Origin of the sequence: Myxococcus stipitatus DSM 14675, from assembly GCF_000331735.1 — a bacterium.
Classification (GTDB): Bacteria; Myxococcota; Myxococcia; order Myxococcales; family Myxococcaceae; genus Myxococcus; species Myxococcus stipitatus.
In genome coordinates this window covers 6,711,278-6,733,362 of sequence record NC_020126.1, presented here as the reverse complement: position 1 = coordinate 6,733,362, position 22,085 = coordinate 6,711,278, and the positions used below count along the sequence as shown (strand labels likewise).

At 69.9% G+C, this 22,085-nt stretch carries 22 protein-coding genes; 10 read left to right on the top strand and 12 right to left on the bottom strand.

All coding sequences use genetic code 11. The features are described from left to right. Positions 1-16 precede the first annotated feature (16 nt). From pstA to MYSTI_RS26005, 5 genes are all read right to left on the bottom strand, one after another. Entirely contained in the window at positions 17-928 is a 912-nt protein-coding gene (gene pstA, locus MYSTI_RS26025) for a phosphate ABC transporter permease PstA (protein WP_015350788.1), read from the bottom strand. Further along, complete coding sequence (gene pstC / locus MYSTI_RS26020; protein ID WP_044281385.1) at positions 925-1,914, bottom strand: phosphate ABC transporter permease subunit PstC; 990 nt, start codon at positions 1,912-1,914, stop codon at positions 925-927. Before pstC ends, pstA begins: the two co-directional genes overlap by 4 nt. Before the next feature lie 66 nt (positions 1,915-1,980). After that, positions 1,981-2,802: a phosphate ABC transporter substrate-binding protein gene (locus MYSTI_RS26015; RefSeq protein ID WP_015350786.1), complete on the bottom strand. Its 822-nt coding sequence runs from the start codon at positions 2,800-2,802 to the stop codon at positions 1,981-1,983. A gap of 58 nt (positions 2,803-2,860) precedes the next feature. Beyond that, positions 2,861-4,147 carry a porin gene (locus tag MYSTI_RS26010; protein ID WP_144370146.1) on the bottom strand — a complete coding sequence of 429 codons (1,287 nt, stop codon included), beginning with the start codon at positions 4,145-4,147 and terminating at the stop codon, positions 2,861-2,863. A 90-nt stretch (positions 4,148-4,237) separates the two neighbouring features. Then, positions 4,238-4,927, bottom strand: a complete 690-nt coding sequence (locus MYSTI_RS26005) for a response regulator (protein WP_015350784.1) — start codon at positions 4,925-4,927, stop codon at positions 4,238-4,240. Between the two features lie 229 nt (positions 4,928-5,156). Here MYSTI_RS26005 and MYSTI_RS26000 point away from each other — a divergent pair, with 229 nt between their 5' ends. The 8 genes from MYSTI_RS26000 (at position 5,157) to MYSTI_RS25965 (ending at position 14,353) form a co-directional block, all read left to right on the top strand. Continuing rightward, on the top strand, positions 5,157-5,762 hold the full coding sequence (locus MYSTI_RS26000) for a hypothetical protein (protein WP_015350783.1): 606 nt from the start codon (positions 5,157-5,159) through the stop codon (positions 5,760-5,762). 214 nt (positions 5,763-5,976) lie between these two features. Then, entirely contained in the window at positions 5,977-7,368 is a 1,392-nt protein-coding gene (locus tag MYSTI_RS25995) for a hydroxymethylglutaryl-CoA reductase (RefSeq protein ID WP_015350782.1), read from the top strand. 43 nt (positions 7,369-7,411) lie between these two features. Next, positions 7,412-9,088, top strand: a complete 1,677-nt coding sequence (locus tag MYSTI_RS25990) for a sensor histidine kinase (RefSeq protein WP_044281380.1) — start codon at positions 7,412-7,414, stop codon at positions 9,086-9,088. Then, the gene (locus tag MYSTI_RS25985; protein WP_015350780.1) at positions 9,085-10,428 is read left to right on the top strand and encodes a sigma-54-dependent transcriptional regulator; all 1,344 of its coding nucleotides are present in this window, start codon (positions 9,085-9,087) and stop codon (positions 10,426-10,428) included. Before MYSTI_RS25990 ends, MYSTI_RS25985 begins: the two co-directional genes overlap by 4 nt. Positions 10,429-10,671: 243 nt before the next feature. Continuing rightward, positions 10,672-12,213 carry a SulP family inorganic anion transporter gene (locus MYSTI_RS25980; RefSeq protein ID WP_015350779.1) on the top strand — a complete coding sequence of 514 codons (1,542 nt, stop codon included), beginning with the start codon at positions 10,672-10,674 and terminating at the stop codon, positions 12,211-12,213. Further along, complete coding sequence (locus MYSTI_RS25975) at positions 12,210-12,956, top strand: carbonic anhydrase (protein ID WP_015350778.1); 747 nt, start codon at positions 12,210-12,212, stop codon at positions 12,954-12,956. The genes MYSTI_RS25980 and MYSTI_RS25975 overlap by 4 nt, the downstream gene beginning before the upstream one ends. Before the next feature lie 99 nt (positions 12,957-13,055). After that, complete coding sequence (locus tag MYSTI_RS25970; protein WP_015350777.1) at positions 13,056-13,898, top strand: sulfite exporter TauE/SafE family protein; 843 nt, start codon at positions 13,056-13,058, stop codon at positions 13,896-13,898. Then, the gene (locus MYSTI_RS25965) at positions 13,895-14,353 is read left to right on the top strand and encodes a DUF1634 domain-containing protein (RefSeq protein WP_015350776.1); all 459 of its coding nucleotides are present in this window, start codon (positions 13,895-13,897) and stop codon (positions 14,351-14,353) included. The genes MYSTI_RS25970 and MYSTI_RS25965 overlap by 4 nt, the downstream gene beginning before the upstream one ends. A 3-nt stretch (positions 14,354-14,356) precedes the next feature. On the opposite strand, the gene MYSTI_RS25960 is transcribed toward MYSTI_RS25965, so the two are convergent. From MYSTI_RS25960 to MYSTI_RS25935, 6 genes are all read right to left on the bottom strand, one after another. After that, positions 14,357-14,860 (bottom strand): SixA phosphatase family protein, encoded by a 504-nt coding sequence (locus MYSTI_RS25960; RefSeq protein ID WP_015350775.1) that lies wholly within the window; start codon positions 14,858-14,860, stop codon positions 14,357-14,359. 61 nt (positions 14,861-14,921) lie between these two features. Beyond that, positions 14,922-15,866, bottom strand: a complete 945-nt coding sequence (locus MYSTI_RS25955) for a metallophosphoesterase family protein (RefSeq protein ID WP_015350774.1) — start codon at positions 15,864-15,866, stop codon at positions 14,922-14,924. Between the two features lie 12 nt (positions 15,867-15,878). Further along, a complete protein-coding gene (locus tag MYSTI_RS25950) occupies positions 15,879-17,234 on the bottom strand; it encodes a sensor histidine kinase (RefSeq protein WP_015350773.1) in 1,356 nt (451 codons plus the stop codon). 36 nt (positions 17,235-17,270) lie between these two features. Beyond that, a complete protein-coding gene (locus MYSTI_RS25945) occupies positions 17,271-17,954 on the bottom strand; it encodes a response regulator (RefSeq protein ID WP_015350772.1) in 684 nt (227 codons plus the stop codon). Between the two features lie 65 nt (positions 17,955-18,019). Then, positions 18,020-18,529: a hypothetical protein gene (locus tag MYSTI_RS25940; RefSeq protein ID WP_015350771.1), complete on the bottom strand. Its 510-nt coding sequence runs from the start codon at positions 18,527-18,529 to the stop codon at positions 18,020-18,022. Further along, on the bottom strand, positions 18,526-19,413 hold the full coding sequence (locus MYSTI_RS25935; protein WP_015350770.1) for a tetratricopeptide repeat protein: 888 nt from the start codon (positions 19,411-19,413) through the stop codon (positions 18,526-18,528). The genes MYSTI_RS25940 and MYSTI_RS25935 overlap by 4 nt, the downstream gene beginning before the upstream one ends. A gap of 200 nt (positions 19,414-19,613) precedes the next feature. Here MYSTI_RS25935 and MYSTI_RS25930 point away from each other — a divergent pair, with 200 nt between their 5' ends. Continuing rightward, the gene (locus tag MYSTI_RS25930; protein WP_015350769.1) at positions 19,614-20,216 is read left to right on the top strand and encodes a YceD family protein; all 603 of its coding nucleotides are present in this window, start codon (positions 19,614-19,616) and stop codon (positions 20,214-20,216) included. Between the two features lie 129 nt (positions 20,217-20,345). Here MYSTI_RS25930 and rpmF read toward each other — a convergent pair whose 3' ends face one another. After that, a complete protein-coding gene (rpmF, locus tag MYSTI_RS25925; RefSeq protein ID WP_015350768.1) occupies positions 20,346-20,534 on the bottom strand; it encodes a 50S ribosomal protein L32 in 189 nt (62 codons plus the stop codon). Between the two features lie 415 nt (positions 20,535-20,949). On the opposite strand from rpmF, the gene plsX reads away from it, so the two are divergent. Next, on the top strand, positions 20,950-22,011 hold the full coding sequence (gene plsX, locus MYSTI_RS25920) for a phosphate acyltransferase PlsX (RefSeq protein WP_015350767.1): 1,062 nt from the start codon (positions 20,950-20,952) through the stop codon (positions 22,009-22,011). Positions 22,012-22,085: the final 74 nt, after the last annotated feature.

Genomic DNA, 22,085 nt, shown 5'->3' with positions numbered 1-22,085 from the left:
GACATGGAGGGGACCGTCAGTGGGCGCCCGCGGCCTTGCGGCGCGTGCGCGTGCGGATGATGACCGCGACGAGGTTGAGGGCGAAGGTGAGCAGCAGCAGCACCAGCACCGTCGAGTAGAGCAGGGGACGGGTGGCCTCCACGTCCGGCGACTGGGTGGCCATCACGTACGTGTGGTAGCCCAGGTGCATGAACTGCGAGTTGAGGTGGGTGGGCAGGTCCGGCAGGAAGTAGGCGGCGCCCGTGAAGAGGATGGGAGCCACTTCGCCCGCGCCTCGGGAGATGGCCAGCACCGCGCCCGTGAGGATGCCGGGCAGCGCGCCTGGGAGCACCACGCGGGCCAATGTCTGGGATTGCGTGGCGCCCAGCGCGAGGCTCGCGGTGCGGTGGTCCATGGGCACCGCGCGCAGCGCCTCCTCGGTGGAGACGATGACCACCGGCAGGGTCAGCACCGCCAGGGTGAGCGCCGCCCACAAGAGGCCCGGCTGCGCCCAGTACATCTCCTCATGGCCGAGCGCGCGGTCCATGCCCTGGCCCACGAAGAGGATGAAGAAGCCCAGGCCGAACAGGCCGAAGACGATGGAGGGCACTCCCGCCAGGTTGACGACGGCCACGCGCACGATGCGCGCGAAGAGGGAGTTGGGCGGCGCGTACTCGTGCAGGTAGACGGCCGTCAGCACGCCCACCGGCATCACCGCCACCGTCATCAGCAGCGTGAGGGCCGCGGTGCCGAAGATGGCGGGGAAGATGCCGCCGCCCATCATCCCGTCCGCGGGAGGCTGGGAGAGGAACGTCCACGTGACGCCCGCGGCCCCGTTCTCCGCGATGTTGAAGAGGATGATGACCAGCACCGCCACGATGAGGAAGGCGGCCAGGGCGGTGAGCGACGTGAGCACCAGGCCCACCGCGCGGCGTGTCCCGGGCTTCACGCGGCACCTCCGGTGAGCTTGCGGACGACTCGCCGGGTCCAGGTGGAGGCCATCAGGTTGAGCACGAAGGTGAAGAGGAAGAGCTGCACGCCGATGAAGAACAAGAGCGAGTAGTGCGGGCTGCCCACCACCACCTCACCCATCTCCGCGGCGATGGTCGCCGACAGCGAGCGCGCCGAGTCCCCCAGGCTCCAGGAGATGACGTCCGCGTTGCCGGAGGCCATGAGGACAATCATCGTCTCGCCGATGGCGCGGCCGAAGCCCAGCACGCACGCGGCGAGGATGCCGGGGGCCGCGGCGGGGAGGACCACCTTCCACGCGGTCTCCCAGGGCGTGGCGCCCAGCGCGAGCGACGCCTCGCGGTAGCTGCGAGGCACCGCGGTGAGCGCGTCCTCGGACACGGTGAAGATGACGGGGACGATGGCGAGCGCCAGGCCCAGGCCCGCCAGCATCGCGTTGAGCGGGCGGTCGAAGTGGAAGACGTCCTTGACCACCGTGGACATCACCATCAGCGCGAAGAAGCCCAGGACGACGGAGGGGATGCCGGCGAGCAGCTCGATGACGGGCTTGAGCAGCTCACGCAGCCGGCGGGGCGCGAACTCCGCGGCGAACAGCGCGCCGAAGACCCCCAGGGGCACCGCCACCAGCATGGAGACGACGGTGGTCTTCAGGGTGCCCACGAACAGCGGAATCATGCTGACCTTGGGCACCTTGGAGACGGGCTGCCAGCGGAAGGCCGGGCGGCCCGCTGGCACGTCCTGCGCCAGGAACATCTTGGAGAGGCTGGCCTCGTGGCGGGCCTCGGCATCCAGGAAGAGGCCGAGGGCTTCCTTGGCCACGAAGATGATGATGAGGATGAGCGCCGCGATGCCGGTGAAGGCCATGAGGGTGATGAGCCCCGCGATGACCTTCTCCCGAAGCTGCCGCCTCCGCGCGGCCGGCGACAACGAGGGCGCGACGAGTGGCTGACTGAGACCCTGCTCCATGATGGCCTGTCTATCCATAGTGGGTCGGGGCCTCGCGTGACATTCGTGTGACTGTCTCGGGACGGCCTACTTCACCGGGAAGTATCCGACCTTGGTGACCACGGCCTGACCTTCCGGCGAAAGCGCGAAGTCGATGAACGTCTTGGCATCCCCCGAGGGCTTGTTGCGCAGGTAGAAGTAGAGGTCGCGCGACAGCGGGTACTTGCCCGTCTTGATGTTCTCGGCCGAGGGGGCGACCTCTTCGTTGCCCTTCTTGATTTTGAGCTCCTTGATGCCCTTGGCGTACGCGGCGCCGCCGTAGCCGATGCTGTTCTTCTCCTTGGAGACGGCGTTCACCACCGCGGCGGTGCCGGGCAGCGTCTGGGCGGAGGCGACGTAGTCCTCGCCGTCCAGCACGTGGTCCTTCACGAAGACGTAGGTGCCGGAGGAGTTCTCGCGGGAGTAGATGATGATGGGGGCATCCGCGCCGCCCACCTGCTTCCAGTTGGTGATGTCGCCCACGTAGATGCCGCGCAGCTGCTCCACGGTGAGCGCGCTGATGGGGTTGCTCTCGCTGACGTAGAAGGTGACGCCGTCCTTGGCGACCGGAATCTCCACGCCCGTGGTGTTGTAGCGGGTGCGCAGCTTGGTCTTCTCCGCGTCCTTCATCTCGCGGCTGGACATGGCGATTTCAGTGGTGCCGTTCTGGAGCGCGGCGAGCCCCACACCGGAGCCACCGCCCGTCACCTGGACCTTGGTGCCGGGCGTCTTCTTCATGAACTCCTCGGCCCAGCGCTGGCCGAGGATGACCATGGTGTCCGAGCCCTTCACGGTGACATTGCCCGCCTGGGCGGCGAGCGGGAGGGCGAGCAGCAGGCCCGCGACGATTGAACCGAGGAATGCCTTCATGGCTGTCAGCTCCTGCGAACAAGTGGAATGTGGTGAGCGTTGCGGCGGAAGGTAGGGCCTAGTAGCGGGCCTGCATCTGAAGCGTGAACAGGTTGTCGTGCGGCTCCTGCGCACCGGAGGGCGCGGCCGTCATCGGCAGCTCGTAGGCGGCGGTGACCTTGAGGTTCTCCCCGAAGTAGTGGAGGAGCGACACGCCCAGGGTGCCCACCGTGTTGCTGGAGGCGGGGCGGCCCTCCACGGCCGCGTTCTTCTTGCCGTGCTCCGGGTCGAACCAGTCGTAGCGGACGGCCACGGCGTTCGTCAGGCCCACATTCTGGACAATCAACCCGTACCAGCCGCTGGCGGGCACGCCGAGCTGCTCCACCTTCACGTCGCCGGAGCTCTTCCAGTAGCCCTTGCCGACGATGTACTCGCCCTTGATGGAGGTGGCGCCGAAGGGCAGCACGTCCAGGTACACCTGCGCGTCCAGCCCCAGCCGGTCGCGCGTGTGGGCCTTGCGGTAGGTGTCCGACGGGGCCTTGGCGATGGAGTAGCCGTGCCAGCCGGAGACGCCGCCGGACAGCCAGCCCAAGTCGAAGCCCGCGCGGCCGATGAAGTCCTTCTCCTTGTCGTTGTCGGAGCCGACGTAGCCCTGGTTGAAGATGCCGTCGCCGTCGAAGAGTCCGACGCTGACGTTCACCTTGCCCTCCAGGAAGTTGCCCGCGAACTTGATGCCGCGGTCGCGCTCGTCCGGGAGGAAGGCGCGGATGACGCGGGTGCGCTCGGGCATCTCCCGGTCGCTGGAGGACTGGACGGCTTCGTAGCCGAACGGCCACTTCATCTGCCCCAGGGTGAGGGAGAGCTGCTGCTTCGTGCCGGGGATGAAGAGGGTGGCCTCGGCGTCGCGCACGGTGACGCCCGGGGCGGCGGGCACCGCGTCGATCTGCAGCATCATCTGCGCCCAGTCCGTGGTGTAGGTCGTCTTGAGGCGACCCCGGCGCACGCCGAAGCGGCTGAAGCCGCCCGTCCCCGACTCATCCAGGCTCTGCTGGTACTGGTAGCGCCCCTGCACGTAGCCGGAGAGCTTCAGCCGCTTGAGGGAGAGCAGGTCGTTCTTCGTCTCGGTGTTCTGCTCCTCGAGCGCGGCGACCTTCCCCTCGGCGATGGTCATCCTCTCGTCGATATCCGCATCCGCCGGGGCCGCGTCCGCCTCGGACGTCGTGGCGGGCGCGGAGCTGTCCGCGGCGGGGGCCTCCGAGGCGGGCGCCGGGGACGCGGCCTCATCGGCGGGGGGCGACGACTGCTGCGCCAGCGCGAGGGTGGGACACAGGGCGAGGACGAGGGAGGTGTGGGCGAGTCGGCGCATCGAGGAGGGTTTCAGGAGGGTCACGAAACTGGCTTCTAGGTAACGTCCGTGGCTGTTTCAGGTCCGCCAGGTGACATTGCTGTCACGAAGTCACGGGGACGGTTCGACGATGCGGTATCCCACCCCACGCACCGTCTCCAGGAGCGCGCGCGCGGGGCCGAGCTTGTCGCGCAGGCGCATGACGTGCGTGTCGATGGTGCGGGTCTCCAGGGATGAAGACAGGCCCCAGACCTCTTCGAGGAGCTGCTCTCGTGTCTGCACCCGGCCCGTGCGGGTCATGAGGTGGCCCAAGAGACGGAACTCCAGCGCGGTGAGGGGGACTTCCTTCTCCTCAACGTAGAAGCGGTGCGCGGTGAGGTCCAGTTTGAGGGCGCCCAGGGCCAGGGGGGCGGCCTGGGAGGAGGGGGGCACGCCACCTCGGCGGAGGATGGCCTTGAGGCGCAGCACCAGCTCCCGCACGCTGAAGGGCTTGACGACGTAGTCGTCCGCGCCGACCTCGAAGCCTCGGATGCGGTCCGACTCCTCGCTCTTGGCGGTGAGCATCACGATGAGGATTTCGCGCGAGGCGGACTGGGCGCGAAGCTGCCGGCAGACGTCGATGCCGGACATGTCGGGGAGCATCAAGTCCAGGAGGACGAGCTCGGGAGGGTGCTCGCGCGCGGAGGCGAGCGCCGTTTCTCCGGTGGCCGCCAGCTGCGTGGAGAAGCCGGCGTCACGCAGGTTGAAGTCGATGAGCTGGGCGAGATCGGGTTCGTCGTCGACGATGAGGACATGGGCCATGGCGGGCCGGAGTCTGCGCGGCCCGGTTTCCATGCACGTGACGCGTTTGCAACGTTTGTGTGAGCGCGGTTGCTCGGGCGACAAGCTGCCCCGCGGCGCATGGACTCACGGGCGCTGGGGTCCAGGTGACAACGCCCCCCAACCCAAGGGGGCCTTCGCGCTTCGACTCACGGTCACTACGTACTGCGCGCCGTTCGACGCGTCGTCGGAGGGCGGCTTCGGAGGTCGCATGTCCCGAGTGTCCCGCATGTCGTCAGCACAGCTCGCCTGCCTCGCAGTCCTCGTCTCCACCACCTCCGCCCTGGCCACGGAGGATATCGAAGCAATGGCCGCGCCCCCGTTAGCGACTTGTGTCGGCTCGCATCGTCAGACCTTCACCCCCGGCCTGCGCCTGTTCCCCGCGCTGGTCCACTACACCGAGGACGTGCTGCTGAGCACCTGTGTGTCCCAGGACCCGACGCTCGGCTCGGTGAGCTACCGGCTGGAAGGGGATGCGCTCGCCAACTGCGCGCTGGCCACGATGAGCGGTCGGCTCAACCTCACATGGAGCTCGGGTGAGACGAGTGTCGTCGAGCTGGCCGCGCCGCTGGTCATCAGTCCGGTGGGGCAGGCGGTGACGACGTCCTACGGGCGCGTGGCCTCCGGGAAGTTCGCCGGCGCGCTGGTCATCAACGTGGCGGATATCCAACCCAGTGCGCCCGCCGCGCTGGCGTGTCTGTCCACGGGGCTCGCGCTGTCCATGGGCGTGACGAGCATGACGTTCCTCCAGCTGGCGCCGCCCATCCCGCCGCTGCCGGTTCCGAACCCCACGCCCACGCCGACACCGACGCCTTGAAGCGCCCCGCAACGTGAGTTGCGGGCTGGAACTCCTGGCGCAGCGGGGGTGTGCCGAGTTGTGCCAGGGTGCGAGATGTCTGTGGTTTGGTGGACCGCCAGGGGTTCCGTTGTTCACGAAGCGACACACCCTGTCTACAGAGATGGATGTGTCATGTTGCTCATGGGTTGGAAGTGACTCATTTGAGAGGAATTGCGCCGATGTGAGGTGATAGATGGCAACGGAGTTCGTGGGTCCCCAGGGGGCTCGAGGGGACGCGTCAATCCAGACTGTATTTTCCGGCTTCCAGTGCCTGTCGTTGGAGGAGCGACGGGAGCGGATGGAGTCGGGACTGGGGTTGGACGCGCAGACACTCGATGGGCTCACAGGAGTGGAAGGACCGAGACTGGAGTCGACGCTGTCCACGGTGGAGAACGCCGTGGGCTTGTTCAGCCTTCCGCTGGGGTTGGGGCTCCCGCTGAAGGTCAACGGAAGGGACTACGCGGTCCCCATGGTGGTGGAGGAGCCGTCCGTCATTCCCGCCCTCTCGTTCGTCGCGAAGCTGGTGGGCGAAGCGGGGGGCTTCGTCGCGGAATCGGACCCTTCGCTGATGATTGGTCAGATACAGCTCACCCGCTACGGGCCGCCCAGCTTCGCCATGGCGCGCATCCTGGAGGCCCGAACGGAGTTGCTTGCGCTGGCCAACGCGATGCACCCGCAGCTGATGGATGAGGGCGGTGGTGCGCGCGACGTGGAGGTGCGCCTGTTGCCCGCGCCGGAGGGGCCGGGCATGGAGCCGCTCCTGGTGGTGCATGTGCTCGTGGACACGAAGGAGGCGATGGGGGCCCACCTGGTGAACACGATGATGGAGGGCATCGCGCCTCGCATCGAGCAGCTCACCGGAGGCAAGGTCTACCTGCGCATCCTCACGCACCTGTCGGACCGGAGGCTCGCGCGGGCGCGATGTTCCATTCCGGAGCGCGCGCTGGCGGACTTCGGCCTCGGCGGGGTGGAGGTGGCGGAGGGAATCGTCCAGGCGAGCCGCTTCGCGCAGGCGGACCCCTACCGCGCGGCCACGCACAACAAGGGCATCATGAACGGCATCGATGCGCTGGCGCTGGCCACGGGGCAGGACTGGCGCGCGCTCGAGGCGGGGGCCCATGCCTTCGCGGCTCGCACGGGGCGCTACGGGCCGCTGTCCGTGTGGCGGCGTGAAGGCGGCAACCTGCTGGGCGACATCCAGCTGCCGCTGGCGCTGGGCACGGTGGGCGATGCGCAGCTGACACACCCGGGCGTCCAGGCGGCGCTCAAGGTGCTGGGGCATCCGCCGGCGCGGGAGCTGGCGTGCATCTTCGCCTCGGTGGGACTCGCGCAGAACCTGGCGGCGATTCGCGCGCTGGGCTCGGCGGGCAACCAGCGGGGACACATGGCGCTGCAGGCGCGCTCGGTGGCGACGAGTGTCGGCGCGCCGCCGGAGTGGGTGGAGGCCATCGCCGCCTTGTTGGTGCAGGAAGGCGAGGTGAGGGTGGACCGGGCGCGGCAGGTGCTCGACCGGATGCGAGGAGGCGAGGGCTCTCCGCTGGAGCCACCCCCTTCCGGCGCCCGGCGGCAAGGAGAGCCGGTCTGAGTTCCGGTTCCCTCGCGCCCAAGCCCTGTGTCACAACGGTGGGGTGAGCACCTCGGACACCCCACCACCCCCGCCCACTTCGCCGCCACCGCGCACGCTGCCGGTGCCCACGCTGACGCCCACACCGGGGCAGCTGGCGCACGCACAGCGACGCGGTGGCCGCTCGGCGCTCCTGGGGTTGGGGTTGGTGGGCGTGGTGGCGCTCACCAGCCCCGTGCTCGGCTACCTGGAGGATGTGGGCAACGCGCGCGAGGAGCTGCTGGGGCACCTGTCCAACCAGGCCCGCGTGCAGGCGGACGCCTTGGGAGTGCACCTGCTCCTGCTGGAGGCGGAGCTGGCGCGCGTCGCGGAGCACCCCACGCTGTTCCCGGAGGACGGGGCTTCTCCCGCGGAGCGGGCGCTGCTCGACAGCGCCTTCTATCACTCGTCGCTCTTCTCCGAGGGCGTGGCGCTGCTGGGCCCTCGCGGTGAGCGCGTGTGGAGCGACCCGCCGGGCATGTCGCTGGGCGTGGTGCCCATCACCAGCCGCCCGTGGTTCCAGCGGATGTTGGAGCGCAAGACGCCGACCATCGACCTGCTCGAGGGCGAGGGCGGGCCGCTCGTCGTGGCCGTGCCCCTGGTGAAGGAAGGTCAAATCAAGGGCGTGCTGCTGGGCGAGGTGCGCACCGAGGCGCTGCCCACGCGCTCCACCGAGGAGACCGCGCTGTTCCTCATGGATGCGCGAGGGCGCCTGCTGCTGCCCGCGACGTCCCGGAGCTACCAGGAGGGCTTCGCGGAGTCGCTGCGCCCGCTGGCGCGCGCGCCGGGGCCCTTGATGATGGACGGCACGCGGATGATGGGCGCGGCGGCGTGGGTGGGCAGGAGCGAGCTGCTGCTCGTGGTTCTGGAAGAGGAGGAGACGGCCACGGCGGGCCTGCGCTCGCGCTTCCTGCGGCAGCTGGCCTTCCACATCGCGCTGCTCACCTGCACGTTGGGGCTGTTCCTGGTGCTGCTGCGCCACTCGTACCGCTCGCTGCTGGAGGCGGAGGAGCGGCTGCGCAGGCAGGAGACGATGGCCGCGCTGGGCACCGCCGCGGCGCTCATCGCCCATGAGGTGAAGAACGCGCTCAACGGCATCCAGGCCGCGCTGTCCGTGCTGAGGAAGACGCCCGCGGGCAGCGAGCTGCCGGTGCGGGGGCTGCGCTCGCAGGTGGAGCGGCTGGGGCACCTGGCGCGCTCGCTCTTGTCCTTCGGCGCGCCTCGTGCCGCGCTGCGCCGCAACTGTGAGATGCGCCTGTTGGTGGAGGACGCGCTCCAGGCGGTGCGCATGCTGCCCGAGTCGGAGGAGGTGGAGCTGCGCACGTCGCTGGAGGAGAATCTCACCGTGCAGGGTGACGCGGCGCTGCTGGTGTCGGCCATCGACAACCTGGTGCGCAACGCGGTGGAGGCGGGCGCGGTGGCCAAGGACACGGGCCTGCGGCCCTCGCCGTGGGTGGTGGTGAACCTGACGCGGGAAGGAGCGGACGCGGTGCTGGTGGTGGAGGACAACGCGGGCGGGGTGGACCCCAGGCTGGAGCCTCGGCTGTGGGAGCCTTTCGCGACGGGACGCGCGAAGGGCGTGGGCCTGGGGTTGCCCATGGCGCGCACGTCGGTGGAGGCTCACGGTGGAAGCCTGACCTATACGCGCCGTCCCCTGGGCAGTCTCTTCACGCTGCGGCTACCCCTGGAGTCCACGTCATGAGCACCCATCTGCTGCTGGTGGACGACGACCGGACCTTCGCCTCGCTGGCGGCCACGGTGCTGCGGCACGAGGGCTTTCGCGTGACGCTGGCGCACTCGCTCCACGACGCCCGCGCGGCGCTGGGGCGGCAGGCCCCGGAGGTGGTGGTGTTGGACCGGCGCCTTCCGGATGGCGACGGCATCGACTTCCTGCCGGAGCTGCGCGCGCAGTTCCCCGACACCGCGGTGATGATGGTGACGGCGCACGGCGACATCGCCAGCGCGGTGGACGCCATCAAGCAGGGCGCGCGCGACTACTTGTCCAAGCCCGTGGAGCTCGACGACCTGGTCCTCCGCGCGCGCCGGGCCGCCGCGGACCTCCAGCTCCACGAGCGACTGCGTCAGGCGGAGAGCGAGCTGGGCGGCAGGCGGCGCCTCTTGCGTCCGCGCGCGCCCGCCATGGTGTCCGCGCTCCAGATGATCGAGCGCATCGCCACCGCGCCGCGCAGCCCCGTGCTCATCACCGGCGAGACGGGCGCGGGCAAGGAGGTGCTCGCCAGGCACCTCCACAACGTGCAAGGCGGCCAGGGCCCCTTCGTCCACGTCAACTGCGCCGCGCTGCCGTCCGCGCTGGTGGAGAGCGAGCTGTTCGGCCACGAGCGCGGCGCCTTCACGGACGCCCGCGCGGCGAGGCGCGGACTGGTGGAGGTGGCCGACGGCGGCATCCTCTTCCTCGACGAGATTGGCGAGTTGCCGCTGAGCCTCCAGGCCAAGCTGCTCACCTTCCTGGACCAGGGCGCCTTCCGCCGGCTGGGCGGCACGACGGAGCTGAGCAGCAACGCGCGCGTGGTGACGGCCACCAACCGCGACCTCACGCGCGAGGTGGCCGAGGGCCGCTTCCGCGAGGACCTGTACTTCCGCCTCAGCGTCTTCCGCGTGGAGATTCCGCCCCTGCGTCAGCGGCGCGAGGACGTGCTGCCGCTGGCGGAGTCGCTGCTGGTGGAGCTGTGCGCGGAGCTGGGGCGCAGGCCCGTGGACTTCACCCCCGCGGCGAGGACGCGCCTGGAGCGCTATCCCTTCCCGGGCAACGTGCGGGAGCTGCGCAACGTGCTGGAGCGCGCGCTGGTGCTCGAGCCCGGGCCCGCACTGGAGCTCCAGGCCCTGGAGCCCCGGGGGCCCATGGGGCCCGCCGTCGCGGACCCGGATGCCTTCGTCGTCGGGGGGCCTCCGCGCGCGCTGGATGACGTGGAGCGCCTGTACGTGAAGCACGTCCTGGGCCGCCTGGAGGGCCGACGCATGGAGGCCGCCAAGGTGCTGGGCCTGTCGTACCCCACGTTCCTCCGCAAGCTCGAGGAGTCCTGAGGCGTCGGGCAGGCCCCCGGTCACCCGCCAGGCGGGCACTTCAAGTTCCTTGCTTAAATTTCTTGAAGTCCGCCGCGGGCACTTGAAGTTCCTTTCATTGCCCGCCCTCCGTCGGAGGCCAAAGTTCCCTTTGAAATCGGCAGGTTAGGCCAATCGCCTCATGGCACGAGCATTGCCATGACGCGCCGCGAGACTCAGCGCGCGCCACCGTGGGGTGGCGTCTTCTCGTGGAGGTGTATGGCGATGTCGACGAGTCATGGGAATGCTGGCTCGGCCTGGAAGAACCTGGCCGCTGACCTACCTGCTTCCCTGGTGGTCTTCCTTGTGGCGCTGCCCTTGTGCATGGGTATCGCGCTGGCGTCGGGTGCGCCCATCGTGTCGGGCCTCATCGCTGGCGTGGTGGGTGGCCTGGTCGTGGGACTGCTGGGCGGTGCGCCGTTGCTGGTGAGTGGTCCGGCGGCGGGCCTGGCGGTGATGGTGTTTGGCTTCATCCAGCAGATGGGTCTGGCGATGACCTGCGCGGCGGTGGTCGGCGCGGGGCTCGTGCAGATGGCGCTGGGGGGGATGAAGGTCGCGCGCGCCGCGCTGGCCATTTCCCCGGCGGTGATTCACGGCATGCTCGCGGGCATTGGCATCCTCATCGTGCTGGGCCAGGTGCACATCGTGCTGGGTGGCAGTCCCCAGTCGAGCGCATGGCAGAACGTGAGGGAGCTGCCCGAGCAGGTGATGTCGCTGCATGGTCCCGCGGCGATGCTGGGCCTGCTCACCATCGCGCTGATGGTGGTGTGGCCCATGCTGGCCAAGGGCAAGCTGAAGATGGTGCCCGCGCCGCTGGTGGCCGTGGTGGGTGCGTCGGCGGTCTCGGTGGTCTGGGGCGCGGACGTGAAGCGCGTGGAGCTGCCGGCCAACGTGTTCAGCAACATGCAGTGGCCGGCGCTGCCCACCGACAACTGGGGCCCGTTCCTGGTGGCGGTGCTGTCGCTGGCGCTGGTGGCCAGCGCGGAGTCGCTCCTGTCGGCGGTGGCCACGGACAAGATGCACACGGGGCCTCGCGCCAACCTGGACAAGGAGCTGTTCGCGCAGGGCGCGGCGAACACGCTGTCCGGGCTCGTGGGCGGTCTGCCCATCACGGGCGTCATCGTGCGCAGCGCGGCGAACATCGCGGCGGGTGCCAGGTCGCGCATGTCGGGGCTCCTGCACGGCGTGTGGCTGTTGTTGTTCGTGACGATGCTGGGCTCGGTGGCGGGGCTGGTGCCGCTCACGGTGCTCGCGGGCCTGCTCGTCGTCGTCGGCGCGAAGCTTGTCAACATGCACCACATCCGCGAGCTGTCGAAGCGCGGTGAGGTGATTGTCTATGCGGCGACGGTGGCGGGTGTCGTCGGCATCAACCTGCTGGCGGGCATCGGCCTGGGATTGCTGGTGGCCATCCTGCGGTTGTTGTGGCGACTGGGCAGCGTGAAGGTGGACGTGACGCAGGCGAACGGGGAGCACCTGGTTCGTGTGTCGGGCTCGCTCACCTTCGTGGGCGTGCCGCGGCTGTCCACCGCGCTCGCGCAGATTCCCGCTGGTTCGAAGGTGCGCATCGACCTGTCGGTGGATACGCTGGACCACTCGGGCTTCGAGGCCATCGAAAGCTGGAGTGACACGTATCGCAAGACGGGCGGCTCGGTCGTCATGGAGTCGCTCGAGGAGGTGTGGGTCCGCAGTGGAACGACTCAGGCCTCGCGTTCTGTTCTCAACACTTCTGTTTCCTCCAACAAACTCGCCTCCGAAGGTGCCCCATGAAGAAGCTCATCCGAGGACTGCTCGACTTCCAGCTCAAGGGCCGGCCCGCGTACCGGGAGACTTTCGCGCGGCTGGCGAACGGACAGAACCCTGACTGCCTCTTCATCTCGTGCTCGGACAGCCGGATGGTGCCCAACCTGCTCGTGACGACGGACCCGGGCGACCTGTTCGTGGTCCGCAACGTGGGCAACCTGATTCCGCCCTCCGACACCAAGGGCGTCTCCATGGGCGACCAGTCCGAGGCGGCGGCGCTCGAGTTCTCCCTGAGCAACCTGGAGGTGGAGGACCTGGTCATCTGCGGCCACTCGAGCTGCGGCGCGATGAAGGCGGTGCTCGCGGGCGGCGAGGTGCCGGGGGCTCCCAACCTCCAGGCCTGGCTGAAGCACGGCCAGGAGGCGCTGCGTGTCCTCAATGCGGGCAGCACGGTGGGCGAGGGCCTGGCCGAGTACGACCGGCTCTCCCAGCTCAACGTGCTCCAGCAGCTCCAGCACGTGTCGTCCTACCCCCTCGTGAAGGAGCGCGTCGCGGCCGGCAAGCTGCGGCTGCACGGCTGGTGGTTCGACATCGCGAGCGCCCAGGTCCACGTCTGGCGCCCTGGCCATGGCCGGTTCGTCCCCATGACGGAGCTGGTGGGCGAGGCGCTCCTGCGTGAGCTCAGCGGCGACATCCTCCACCCGGGCGAGGGCTCGGCGGCGAACCAGGAGGGGGGCACCCCTCGGCTCTCCGTGGCGGGCAGCCACTAGGCCTCGAGCCGCATGTAGGCCCCAGGCCACGGCCCCTTCGAGGCCGTGGCCTTTGATTGGAATTCGGTCGGCGGAGAGGAAGGATGCGGCCGGCGCCGCATGACTCCCTTCTTCTTCACCTTCGTCGTCTTGTGCTTCTCCGTGGGCGCGGGACTGTTGGGCTCGCTGCTGGGGATTGGCGGTGGGCTCATCCTCATCCCCGTCCTCACCCTGCTGCTGAAGGTGGATATCCACTACGCGGTGGGGGCCTCCATCGTCTCCGTCATCGCCACCTCCAGTGGCGCGGCGGCGGCGTATGTGCGTGAGCGCATGGCCAACCTGCGGGTGGCCATGTTCCTGGAGCTGGCCACCACCGCGGGCGCGCTCACCGGGGCCTTCCTCTCCGGGCGCGTGGGCGGGCGCGGCGTGTACCTCGTCTTCGGCGCCGTCATGGCGTACTCCGCGCTGGTGATGCTGCGCCGGATGAACGGAGGCGAGCCGGGGCCCGTGCCCGAGGACGCGCTGGCGGACCGCCTGGCGCTGCACGGCGGCTACTGGGACGAGTCCACCGGCCGCGAGGTGCACTACCGCGTCACCCGTCCCCTGGCCGGGCTGGGCTGGATGTACGTGGCGGGCACGGTGAGCGGCATGTTGGGCATCGGCTCGGGCGCGCTGAAGGTGCCCGCCATGGACCTGACGATGCGGCTGCCGCTGAAGGTGTCCACGGCCACGAGCAACTTCATGATTGGCGTGACGGCGGCGGCCAGCGCGGGGGTGTACTTCGCGCGCGGCCACATCGACCCGTTCATCGCCGGGCCCGTGTGCGTGGGAGTCACGTTGGGCGCGTGGCTGGGCTCGCGCCACCTGATGACGCGGGTGGATGCCGGGTGGCTTCGCGTGCTCTTCGTGGGCGTGCTGCTGTGGGTGGCTTTCGAGATGCTGCACAAGGGGTGGTCGTCATGAAGGAGCCTCCGTCGACCGAGCCGCGTCCGGAGGAGCCCCCGCCCCGCGTGTCGTCGCCGCCCGAGCCGGAGGCCGTCCCGCTGGTGCCGGAGCTGCTCATCAGCGACCTCTTGCGCCACGGTGTCGTGGCCAGCCTGTCGCTGGTGACGCTGGGCACGGTGGTGACGTTCTTCCGCCACCCCGACTACCTCGTGTCCTCGGAGGCGCTGGAGCGCCTCACCGCGCCGCACCCCGTCCCGCACGGGCTGGCGGAGGTGGTGGCGGGAGCGCTGGCCGCGCGTGGGCAGTCATTCGTCATGGCGGGGCTCCTGGTGATGATGGCCGTGCCGGTGATGCGCGTGGCGCTGTCGCTGCTCATCTTCCGGCAGCAGAAGGACAAGCTCTTCGTGGCCATCACCACCGCGGTGCTGGTGCTGCTCCTGGTGTCCTTCCTGGTGGGCGCCGCGGAGGGCTGAGGCTCACCGGTCCCCGTCGTAGCGCCGCAGCGCGCGGCCCGGCGAGGCCCACCAGACGAGCTGGAAGTCCCCGTCGTCCCCCGTGTGCTGCAGCGCCACGGTGGTGCCCTTGCGCAGCTTCTCCGGGGCCTGGAGGTCGTCTCCCAGCGCGAGCGCCAGGGCCTGCTCCAGCGAGGGGTTGTGGCCCACCAGCGCGAAGCCCGTGCCCAGCTCCCGCGCCAGCTTCAGGATGCGCCGCGCGCCGCTCCTGCGTGGAATCAGCGCGGGGTGCACCTCCACGCGGGACAGGCCCAGGGCCTCCGCCAGGAGCTCCGCCGTCTGGACGGCGCGGACCAGCGGGCTGGTGATGATGCCTCGCAGGGGCGTGAGCCGGGCGAGCTTGCGCGCGTGCTGGCGGAAGAGGGCGCGGCCCTCGGGGGTGAGTGAGCGGGCCTCGTCGCCCAGGACGTGGGTGTCCTCGGCCTCGGCATGTCGGACGAACAACAACGGGAGTTCTCGAGGGGACATGGTGGCCTGCCCTCAACCACCCGGGGCCATGCCTCGCAAGCAACGCCCTGGCGACAACGTCCTAGCCGTCCAGGTCGTTCAACACATCCAGGGGCAGCGGCGCGGCATCTGTCACGGTTCCGTCAAGGTCCGTGGGCAGCGAGGCGGGGTCCACGTCCACCGGCGCGCGGCTCTCCAGGGGCACCGCGGCGTTGCGCACGGGCGCGCCCGGAGGCGGCCTCAGCACGGGGCCCGGAGGCGGCAGGCCGGAGTGGCGGCGCGCGGCCTCCATCAGCGCGTGGTGGTGGCGGTAGCGCGCCTCCACCAGCTTGTGGATGAGCAGCGGGCCGCCGGGGACGCGGCGCGCGGTGAGCGCCTGGGTGGCCTTGCGCACCGGGTAGCGCACGCGGCGAATCTGCACGCGCCAGCCCTTGGGCGTGTACGTGAAGACGCCGTAGGCGGGGCGCAAGTCCCCGTCGCGAGGGATGCCCGCGCTGGCCACGTCGGCGATGAGCATGCGGCCCACGCGGCGGCGGTAGGGGAAGTGCAGGTGGCCGAAGGCACACGCGGCGGCGTCCAGGTGCGCGAAGTACCGGCGCACGGCGACGTCATCCAGCGTGGGGTCCAGCGACTCCTCGAGGTTGCGAGGGTTGGCGTGGCAGACGAAGAGGTCCTGGCCCTTGCGCGGCGTGTAGCGCACGGAGAAGGGCAGGGCGCCCAGCTTCTGCAGGTGCGAGTCACCCAACTGGTCTCGCGTCCAGCGCAGCAGCTCCGTCTTCCAGTGGTCTCGCTCGCGGTACGCACCCCCCAGGTAGTTCCCGGCGAGGTAGCAGTCCGTGTTCCCCATCAGCACCGAGTCGCAGCGGTCGAAGAGGAGGTCCACCGTCTCGCGAGGGTGCGCACCACGCAGCGCCAGGTCGCCGGCCGCGACGATGAAGTCCGGCGCCACGGAGCGGGCGATGTCCTCGAGGACGGCCTCGCAGGCGGGGAGATTGCCGTGGATGTCGGCGAGGATTGCGACCCGCATGGTCGCGACATCCTACCCTGACGCAGTGCCGGCGCGAGCCGCCTGGGGCAGAAAAATCGTGAACGTGCTCCCCTCGTTCGGTTGGCTTTCGACCTTGACCTCGCCGTCCATGGCCTGGAGCAGATGCTTGACGATGGAGAGGCCCAACCCCGTGCCGCCCATGTCCCGGCTGCGCCCTTTGTCCACCCGGTAGAAGCGCTCGAAGATGCGGGACAGATGACGCGGCTCGATGCCCACCCCGGTGTCCTGAACCCGCACCACGCACCGCCCGTCCTCATACGCTCCGTCCACGTCCACGCGCCCGCCCGCCGGCGTGTACTTCACCGCGTTGTCGAGGAGGTTGAGGAGCACCTGCTCCACCGCCCGCGGGTCTCCCACCGCGACCAGGTCCGGTGAGACGTGGAGTGAAATCACCTGGCCCTTGCTCTCCGCCTTGGGACGCACTGTGTCGGCGGCGCGGGCGGCGGCCTCGGCGAGCGGGACTTCCGTGAGTTTCAGGCTCACCTCCCGCGACTCCAGCCGCGACAGCTCCAGCAGGTCCTCCACCAGCTCGGACAGGCGCTCGGACTGTCGGTGGATGATTTCCACCATGCGTGGGGCCATCTGCGCGTCGCCCAGGGCACCGCCCTGGAGGGTCTCCGCATAGCCGCGGATGGCGGTGATGGGCGTGCGCAGCTCGTGGGAGACGTTGGCGACGAAGTCCTTGCGCACCTTCTCCAGCCGGCGCAGCTCGGTGACGTCGTGGAAGACGGCGGCGCTGCCGGGCAGGTCCTTGCCCAGGGGCGTGACGCGGATGGCCAGCGTGCGGGGGAACAGGCCCTCCAGCGACAGCTCCAGGCGGCTGGAGGCCCCTTCACGGCAGGCGCGGAGGACGGCGTCGTGGAGCTGGTCGTCGCGGATGACGGCGATGGGGCGCTGGCCGGGGATGGGCGCGCCGGGCTGGAGGATGTCCCGCAGCGCGTCGTTGTGGCGCACCACGGTGCCGTCGGCGTCCGTCACCCAGATGCCCTCGGCCATGCTGTCCAGCACGGCGGTGAGGGTGCGTGACTCCTGGACGAGCTCGGCGTTGCGCGCCGTCAGGTGGGTGTGCAGCGAGTCGATGGCGCCCTCGAGGCTGGCGACCTCCTCCAGCCGGTCCGGGTCGAGGGAGGGGCCCCCACCGCCCTCGGCGCGGCCGCGGGTGTTGCGCTCCAGCTGGTCCAGCTGGCGCTGCAGCGCGCCGCGGCTGAGTCCCAGCGCCATGAGGGAGCCGGCCAGGGTGATGAGGGCCACGGGCACCGCGCCGCCGGGCGTGCCCAGGGCGACCACGAGCAACCCCACCAGCGTGGCTGGCAGGAGCAGGGGCAGGAGCGTGTAGCGCAGGGGCATGTGTCGCGGGCCTTCTGGAGACGGACGGCGGCGGCGCTACGGGGGGCTGAGCTTGTAGCCCACGCCGCGCACCGTCTCGATGATGTCGCCGGAGGGGCCCAGCTTCTCGCGCAGGCGCTTGATGTGCGTGTCCACCGTGCGGGTGTGGATCTCCGCCTGGATGCCCCAGACATCGGAGAGGAGCACCTCGCGCGTCTGCACCCGGTCGATTCGCTCCAGGAGCGTCTGCAGCAGGCGGAACTCCAGGGCGGTGAGGATGACCTCCACGTCCTTGACGCGCACCTGGTGGCGCGAGGTGTCCAGGACGATGTCGCCCGCGGCGAGGACTTGCGCGGGGCCGCTGTCGTCCGTGTCGCCCCGGCGCAGCACCGCCTTGACGCGCAGGAGCAGCTCGCGGACGGAGAAGGGCTTCACCACGTAGTCGTCCGCGCCCAGCTCCAGGCCTTGGACGCGGTCCGACTCCTGGCCCTTGGCGCTGACGATGATGACGGACGTCTTGCGCAGCTCCGGGTCCTGCTTGAGCAGGCGCAGCACTTCGCCGCCGGCGATGTCCGGCAACATCATGTCCAACAGGAGCAGGTCCGGTGGGTTCGCCCGGGCGCGGGCCAGTCCTCCGGCGCCGGTGTTCGCGGCTTCGGTGTCGAAGCCCGCGGCGCGGAGGTTGTATTCGACGAGCCCGGCGAGGTCCTGCTCGTCCTCGATGATCAGGATGCGCGTCATGGATTCCTCTGGGAAAGGTGTAGCGGCGTGGCGCCAGACGCGCGGGGGTGGAAGCGCCCTCCCGCTCAGGGGGCGATGGACGGGTCGCAGGACTGCTCGGTCAGCACCAGGGGGGCGGCGACCACGGGGGCGTTGTCCCCGGAGTTGACGACCTTGAGGTAGTTGCAGGAGCTGCCGAGGAAGCGGGAGGGCGAGCCGACGGCCAGGGCCTCGATGACGAGCGCGTAGTCGCGCCCCACGGGGACGTCCACCGCGAGCGCCTGGCTGCCGCCGTTCTGCATGGCGGCCAGGTCCACGGTGAAGCGCAGCGCGCGGCCCTCGTTGCCGCGCGGGTCCTCGAGCACCACCAGGTCCTCGCGCTTCACCTGCGTGTTGAGGCAGGTGCGCTGCAGCTCCGTGCAGTTGCGGCGGGAGCCGTCCTTCACGACGCTGACCTGGAGCGCGTGGACCTCGTCGGCCACGGCGCGAGACATCACCACGTCCAGGCCGAAGCGTCCGGAGGTGGCCGACGTGTCGGGCCCACACGCGCACAGGCCGAGGGCGAACGGCAGGAACTTCAAGAGGCGTGAGCTCATGGCTGGGAAGGGTCCACGCGAATGGTGATGGGGACGCGGCCCCGGTCCTCGGAGGAGGAGAGGGCCACGATGCCCGCGGTGCCGCCGATGGCCACCGCGCCCACGGCCACCCAGAGCCAGGGGCTCTTGTACCAGGGGCGTCCCTCGGAGACCTCGGCGGCGGTGGTGGCCTGCACGCGCGAGGAGACCTGGAAGAGCAGGGGCTGGAACGAGTCGCCCCGGCCCGCGAGCCGGCGCTGCGCGGCGTCCACCACCTCGAAGTAGTACTCCACCTCGTAGGGCTCCGGCTCCACCGGCACGTCGTAGGCGGGCACCACCGCGCGGAAGTGCTCGCGGGCCTCGCGGTCCTTCACGAAGTCCACCGAGTTGTACGCCTGGTCGCCCGCGCGCCGGTAGAACAGGCGTGCGCGGGCGCCCAGCGCCAGCTCCTGGATGGTGGCCTCCACGGTGATGGGCTCGCCGCCGGGCGGGTCCGGAATCGGGTCCACGTCCAGGGTGACGGGGCGCACGCGCCGGCTGCGGATGTCCTCCTTGATGCGCGCGTAGAGCGAGCGCAGCTTGGGAGGAGCCGAGCGGGGCAGCTCGTAGTCGGGCCGGGCCTGGAGCAGCTTCTCGTAGGCCTCGCGCGCCTGGGTTTCATCGCCCAGGTACAGTGCGGTGAGGCCCAGGAGGCGGTAGAGCTCCACCAACTGGTCGTCGGTGACATCCGGCGCGTCCAGCCCGGCCTGGAGGGTGCGGCGGGCTTCCTCGAACTCGCCGTCGTCGATCTGCTCCCGCGCGCGGGTGATATCGGGGCTTGCTGGCCCGAGCTGCGAGAGGACAGGCGCGGGGAAGAGAGGACGGGCCAGCCCCGGAGGAGCCAGCAGGCCCACGACGAGGAGCATCGCTCCTACCCGCGACCGAGAATCGTGCCTGTGCATCAAATCGACCCTATCAAAGCGTTGTCTGGAGGATCCACGAAGGGCGCCCCACCGGAGGTGACGGCGCAGTGACATCTTCGGGGTGTTGTCGAACTGGGGCGTGTTGACGCTCGGGGGGCCGCCCTCTATGTTGCCCGCCCCCATTTGACCTGGAAGTCTCGTAAATGCTCGTAAAGGTTGAACAAATTCATGAATCGGGGCTCAAGCTGGATGAGCCCCTCGCCCAGGAGTTGCTGGGCACCGCGTTGGAAGGTGGGGAGTCCGGGCAGGACACGGGCTTCCGGGCCATGAAGCCGTCGCGGCTCAAGGCGACCCTTCGCCGGGTGAGCGGTGGCGTGCTGCTGGAGGGCCAGTTCACCGCCCACGTGGGCAGCCCCTGCAAGCGCTGCTTGAAGGACGTGGAGCTGGCGCTGCCCGTCTCCTTCAACCTCAACCTGGTGCCGGAGTCGCTGGCGCGCGGGGAGGGCTTCTCGGATGACGACGAGAAGTCCATGGAGAAGAAGGAGCGGCAGCAGGGCGAGACAGGTGGCTCGTTCGAGCTGGACGACGTGGACCAGGAGGTCTTCGATGGGAAGACCATCCACCTGGACCCCATCGTCCTGGAGCAGCTGCTCCTGGCGCTGCCCATGAACATCGCCTGCAAGGACGACTGCAAGGGGCTGTGCTCGCAGTGCGGCACCAACCTCAACGAGGCGAAGTGCCAGTGTGAGACGAAGCCGGTGGATCCCCGCCTGGCGCCGCTGAAGAACATCAAGCTCAGCAACTGAAGGAGCTGGGGCAGGGGCCTCGCCGTGAGCGGCGGGGCCCCCAAAAAGCAAGGGCCGCGACCTCCGAGTGGGAGGCGCGGCCCTTCGCATGACACGACGCTCCTGGACGGGAGCGTCATGAGCAAGTCATCAGGCTTCGGCTTGGGGCAGCAGCTCGCGGCCCTTGTACTGGCCACAGGACGTGCAGGCGCGGTGCGGCATCACCGGCTCCTTGCAGTTGGGGCACTTGGTCACCTGCACGGCGCTGCGCAGGTTGTTGTTGGCCGCGCGACGGCGGTCACGACGCATCTTGGAAGTACGCTTCTTGGGGACACCCACGGCTCACCTCTATCTCACGCGCTGTGCCGGGGTCCCCGGCTCCCTGCGCAACATGTCGGTCCAACACCAAGCCGGGAGGGTTCGCGAGTGACTCGCGTATTCCCTGTCCGGCTAGAAAGGCGGCGGAACCTAGCGGCTCGCAAGGCCCGAGTCAATGCGCGTGTACGAGCGCCGGGAGGACCACCGTCCACCGCCCTGATACCCCACGCGGCGGGTCAGGACAACGCCCTTGGCGACCGCGGCATTCGCCTCCCGCGCGGATCATCCGCCTGGGCCCGCGCGGCGGCGAACCCACGCACCGGGGCAGCGAGTCGTTGCCCCCCTGGGAGGTTCCTGGTGTGCTGCGCGCCGCCTGGCCCGGGAGATGTAGGGACAGGGTCGACATGGCAGGCGCACGCAGAAGGGGACGGTGGGGATGAGGCTGGTCTTGGACGCGATGGGTGGCGATCACGCGCCGGGGGCCCCGGTGGAGGGAGGTGTGCTCTTCGCCCGGGCCCACCCCGACCACGAGGTGGTGCTGGTGGGGGACACGGCGAAGGTGACGCCGCTGCTGGGCAAGGGACTGCCCCCGTCGAACCTGCGCATCCACCACGCCTCGGAGGTGGTGGAGATGGACGACCACGCCTCCACGGCCTTCCGCCGCAAGCGCGACTCCTCCTTGAGGGTGGGGTTCGAGCTTGTGCGAGACGGTCACGCGGACGCGCTGGTGTCCGCGGGGAACTCGGGCGCCGTCATGGCGGGCGGGCTGTTGACGCTGGGACGGCTGCCGGGCGTGGAGCGTCCCGCCATCGCCGCGCTCTTCCCGGCGCTCAAGGGAGGGGGCCGCTCCCTGCTCCTGGACGCGGGGGCCAACGTGGACTGTCGCCCCTCGCACCTCGCGCAGTTCGCCGTCCTGGGCGAGGCGTACGTGCGCCTGCGCCTGGGCGTGGCGCGCCCTCGGGTGGGCGTGCTCTCCAACGGCGAGGAGCCCTCCAAGGGGACGCCCCTGACGCGCGAGGCGAGCGAGCTCTTGCGCCAGTCGGACCTGGACTTCGCCGGCTACGTGGAGGGCAAGGACCTGTTCTCTGGCGACGTGCAGGTGGTGGTGACGGACGGCTTCACCGGCAATGTCGTCCTCAAGACATCCGAGGGCGTGGGCATGGGCGTCGTGGGGCTCCTGCGCCAGGCCATCGAGAAGCGGGGCGGCCTGTCGGAGAAGCTGGGGGCGCTCCTGCTCCAGCCCGCCCTGGCGGGCCTGCGGCGGATGGTGGACTACGCCGAGTATGGAGGCGCTCCGCTCCTGGGCCTGCGCGGCGTGGGCATCGTGGCGCATGGGCGCTCCAGCCCTCGCGCCATCCACAACGCCCTGGGTGCGGCGCTGGCCACGGCCCAGGCGGGACTCCAGGAAGAGTTGACGCGTTGCATTGCCAACGCGGCCGCCTGGCTCCCTACCCATCAGAGGGGAAAAAAGGGGACAGACGAAGCTGTTTCCGATTAGAGAGCGGGGTCCCGTCATGCCCGGCAACTCAACGCCCGCTCCGAGGAGGCGCTGCTGGAGCGGCAGGAGATTCC

What these genes read in the sequence shown, in the direction of transcription:
- pstC (WP_044281385.1), bottom strand. Translation starts at nt 1,914, where the DNA reads ATGGAGCAGGGTCTCAGTCAGCCACTCGTCGCGCCCTCGTTGTCGCCG.
- MYSTI_RS26015 (WP_015350786.1), bottom strand. Translation starts at nt 2,802, where the DNA reads ATGAAGGCATTCCTCGGTTCAATCGTCGCGGGCCTGCTGCTCGCCCTC.
- MYSTI_RS26010 (WP_144370146.1), bottom strand. Translation starts at nt 4,147, where the DNA reads ATGCGCCGACTCGCCCACACCTCCCTCGTCCTCGCCCTGTGTCCCACC.
- MYSTI_RS26005 (WP_015350784.1), bottom strand. Translation starts at nt 4,927, where the DNA reads ATGGCCCATGTCCTCATCGTCGACGACGAACCCGATCTCGCCCAGCTC.
- MYSTI_RS26000 (WP_015350783.1), top strand. Translation starts at nt 5,157, where the DNA reads ATGTCCCGAGTGTCCCGCATGTCGTCAGCACAGCTCGCCTGCCTCGCA.
- MYSTI_RS25995 (WP_015350782.1), top strand. Translation starts at nt 5,977, where the DNA reads ATGGCAACGGAGTTCGTGGGTCCCCAGGGGGCTCGAGGGGACGCGTCA.
- MYSTI_RS25985 (WP_015350780.1), top strand. Translation starts at nt 9,085, where the DNA reads ATGAGCACCCATCTGCTGCTGGTGGACGACGACCGGACCTTCGCCTCG.
- MYSTI_RS25980 (WP_015350779.1), top strand. Translation starts at nt 10,672, where the DNA reads ATGTCGACGAGTCATGGGAATGCTGGCTCGGCCTGGAAGAACCTGGCC.
- MYSTI_RS25975 (WP_015350778.1), top strand. Translation starts at nt 12,210, where the DNA reads ATGAAGAAGCTCATCCGAGGACTGCTCGACTTCCAGCTCAAGGGCCGG.
- MYSTI_RS25970 (WP_015350777.1), top strand. Translation starts at nt 13,056, where the DNA reads ATGACTCCCTTCTTCTTCACCTTCGTCGTCTTGTGCTTCTCCGTGGGC.
- MYSTI_RS25965 (WP_015350776.1), top strand. Translation starts at nt 13,895, where the DNA reads ATGAAGGAGCCTCCGTCGACCGAGCCGCGTCCGGAGGAGCCCCCGCCC.
- MYSTI_RS25960 (WP_015350775.1), bottom strand. Translation starts at nt 14,860, where the DNA reads ATGTCCCCTCGAGAACTCCCGTTGTTGTTCGTCCGACATGCCGAGGCC.
- MYSTI_RS25955 (WP_015350774.1), bottom strand. Translation starts at nt 15,866, where the DNA reads ATGCGGGTCGCAATCCTCGCCGACATCCACGGCAATCTCCCCGCCTGC.
- MYSTI_RS25950 (WP_015350773.1), bottom strand. Translation starts at nt 17,234, where the DNA reads ATGCCCCTGCGCTACACGCTCCTGCCCCTGCTCCTGCCAGCCACGCTG.
- MYSTI_RS25945 (WP_015350772.1), bottom strand. Translation starts at nt 17,954, where the DNA reads ATGACGCGCATCCTGATCATCGAGGACGAGCAGGACCTCGCCGGGCTC.
- MYSTI_RS25940 (WP_015350771.1), bottom strand. Translation starts at nt 18,529, where the DNA reads ATGAGCTCACGCCTCTTGAAGTTCCTGCCGTTCGCCCTCGGCCTGTGC.
- MYSTI_RS25935 (WP_015350770.1), bottom strand. Translation starts at nt 19,413, where the DNA reads ATGCTCCTCGTCGTGGGCCTGCTGGCTCCTCCGGGGCTGGCCCGTCCT.
- MYSTI_RS25930 (WP_015350769.1), top strand. Translation starts at nt 19,614, where the DNA reads ATGCTCGTAAAGGTTGAACAAATTCATGAATCGGGGCTCAAGCTGGAT.
- plsX (WP_015350767.1), top strand. Translation starts at nt 20,950, where the DNA reads ATGAGGCTGGTCTTGGACGCGATGGGTGGCGATCACGCGCCGGGGGCC.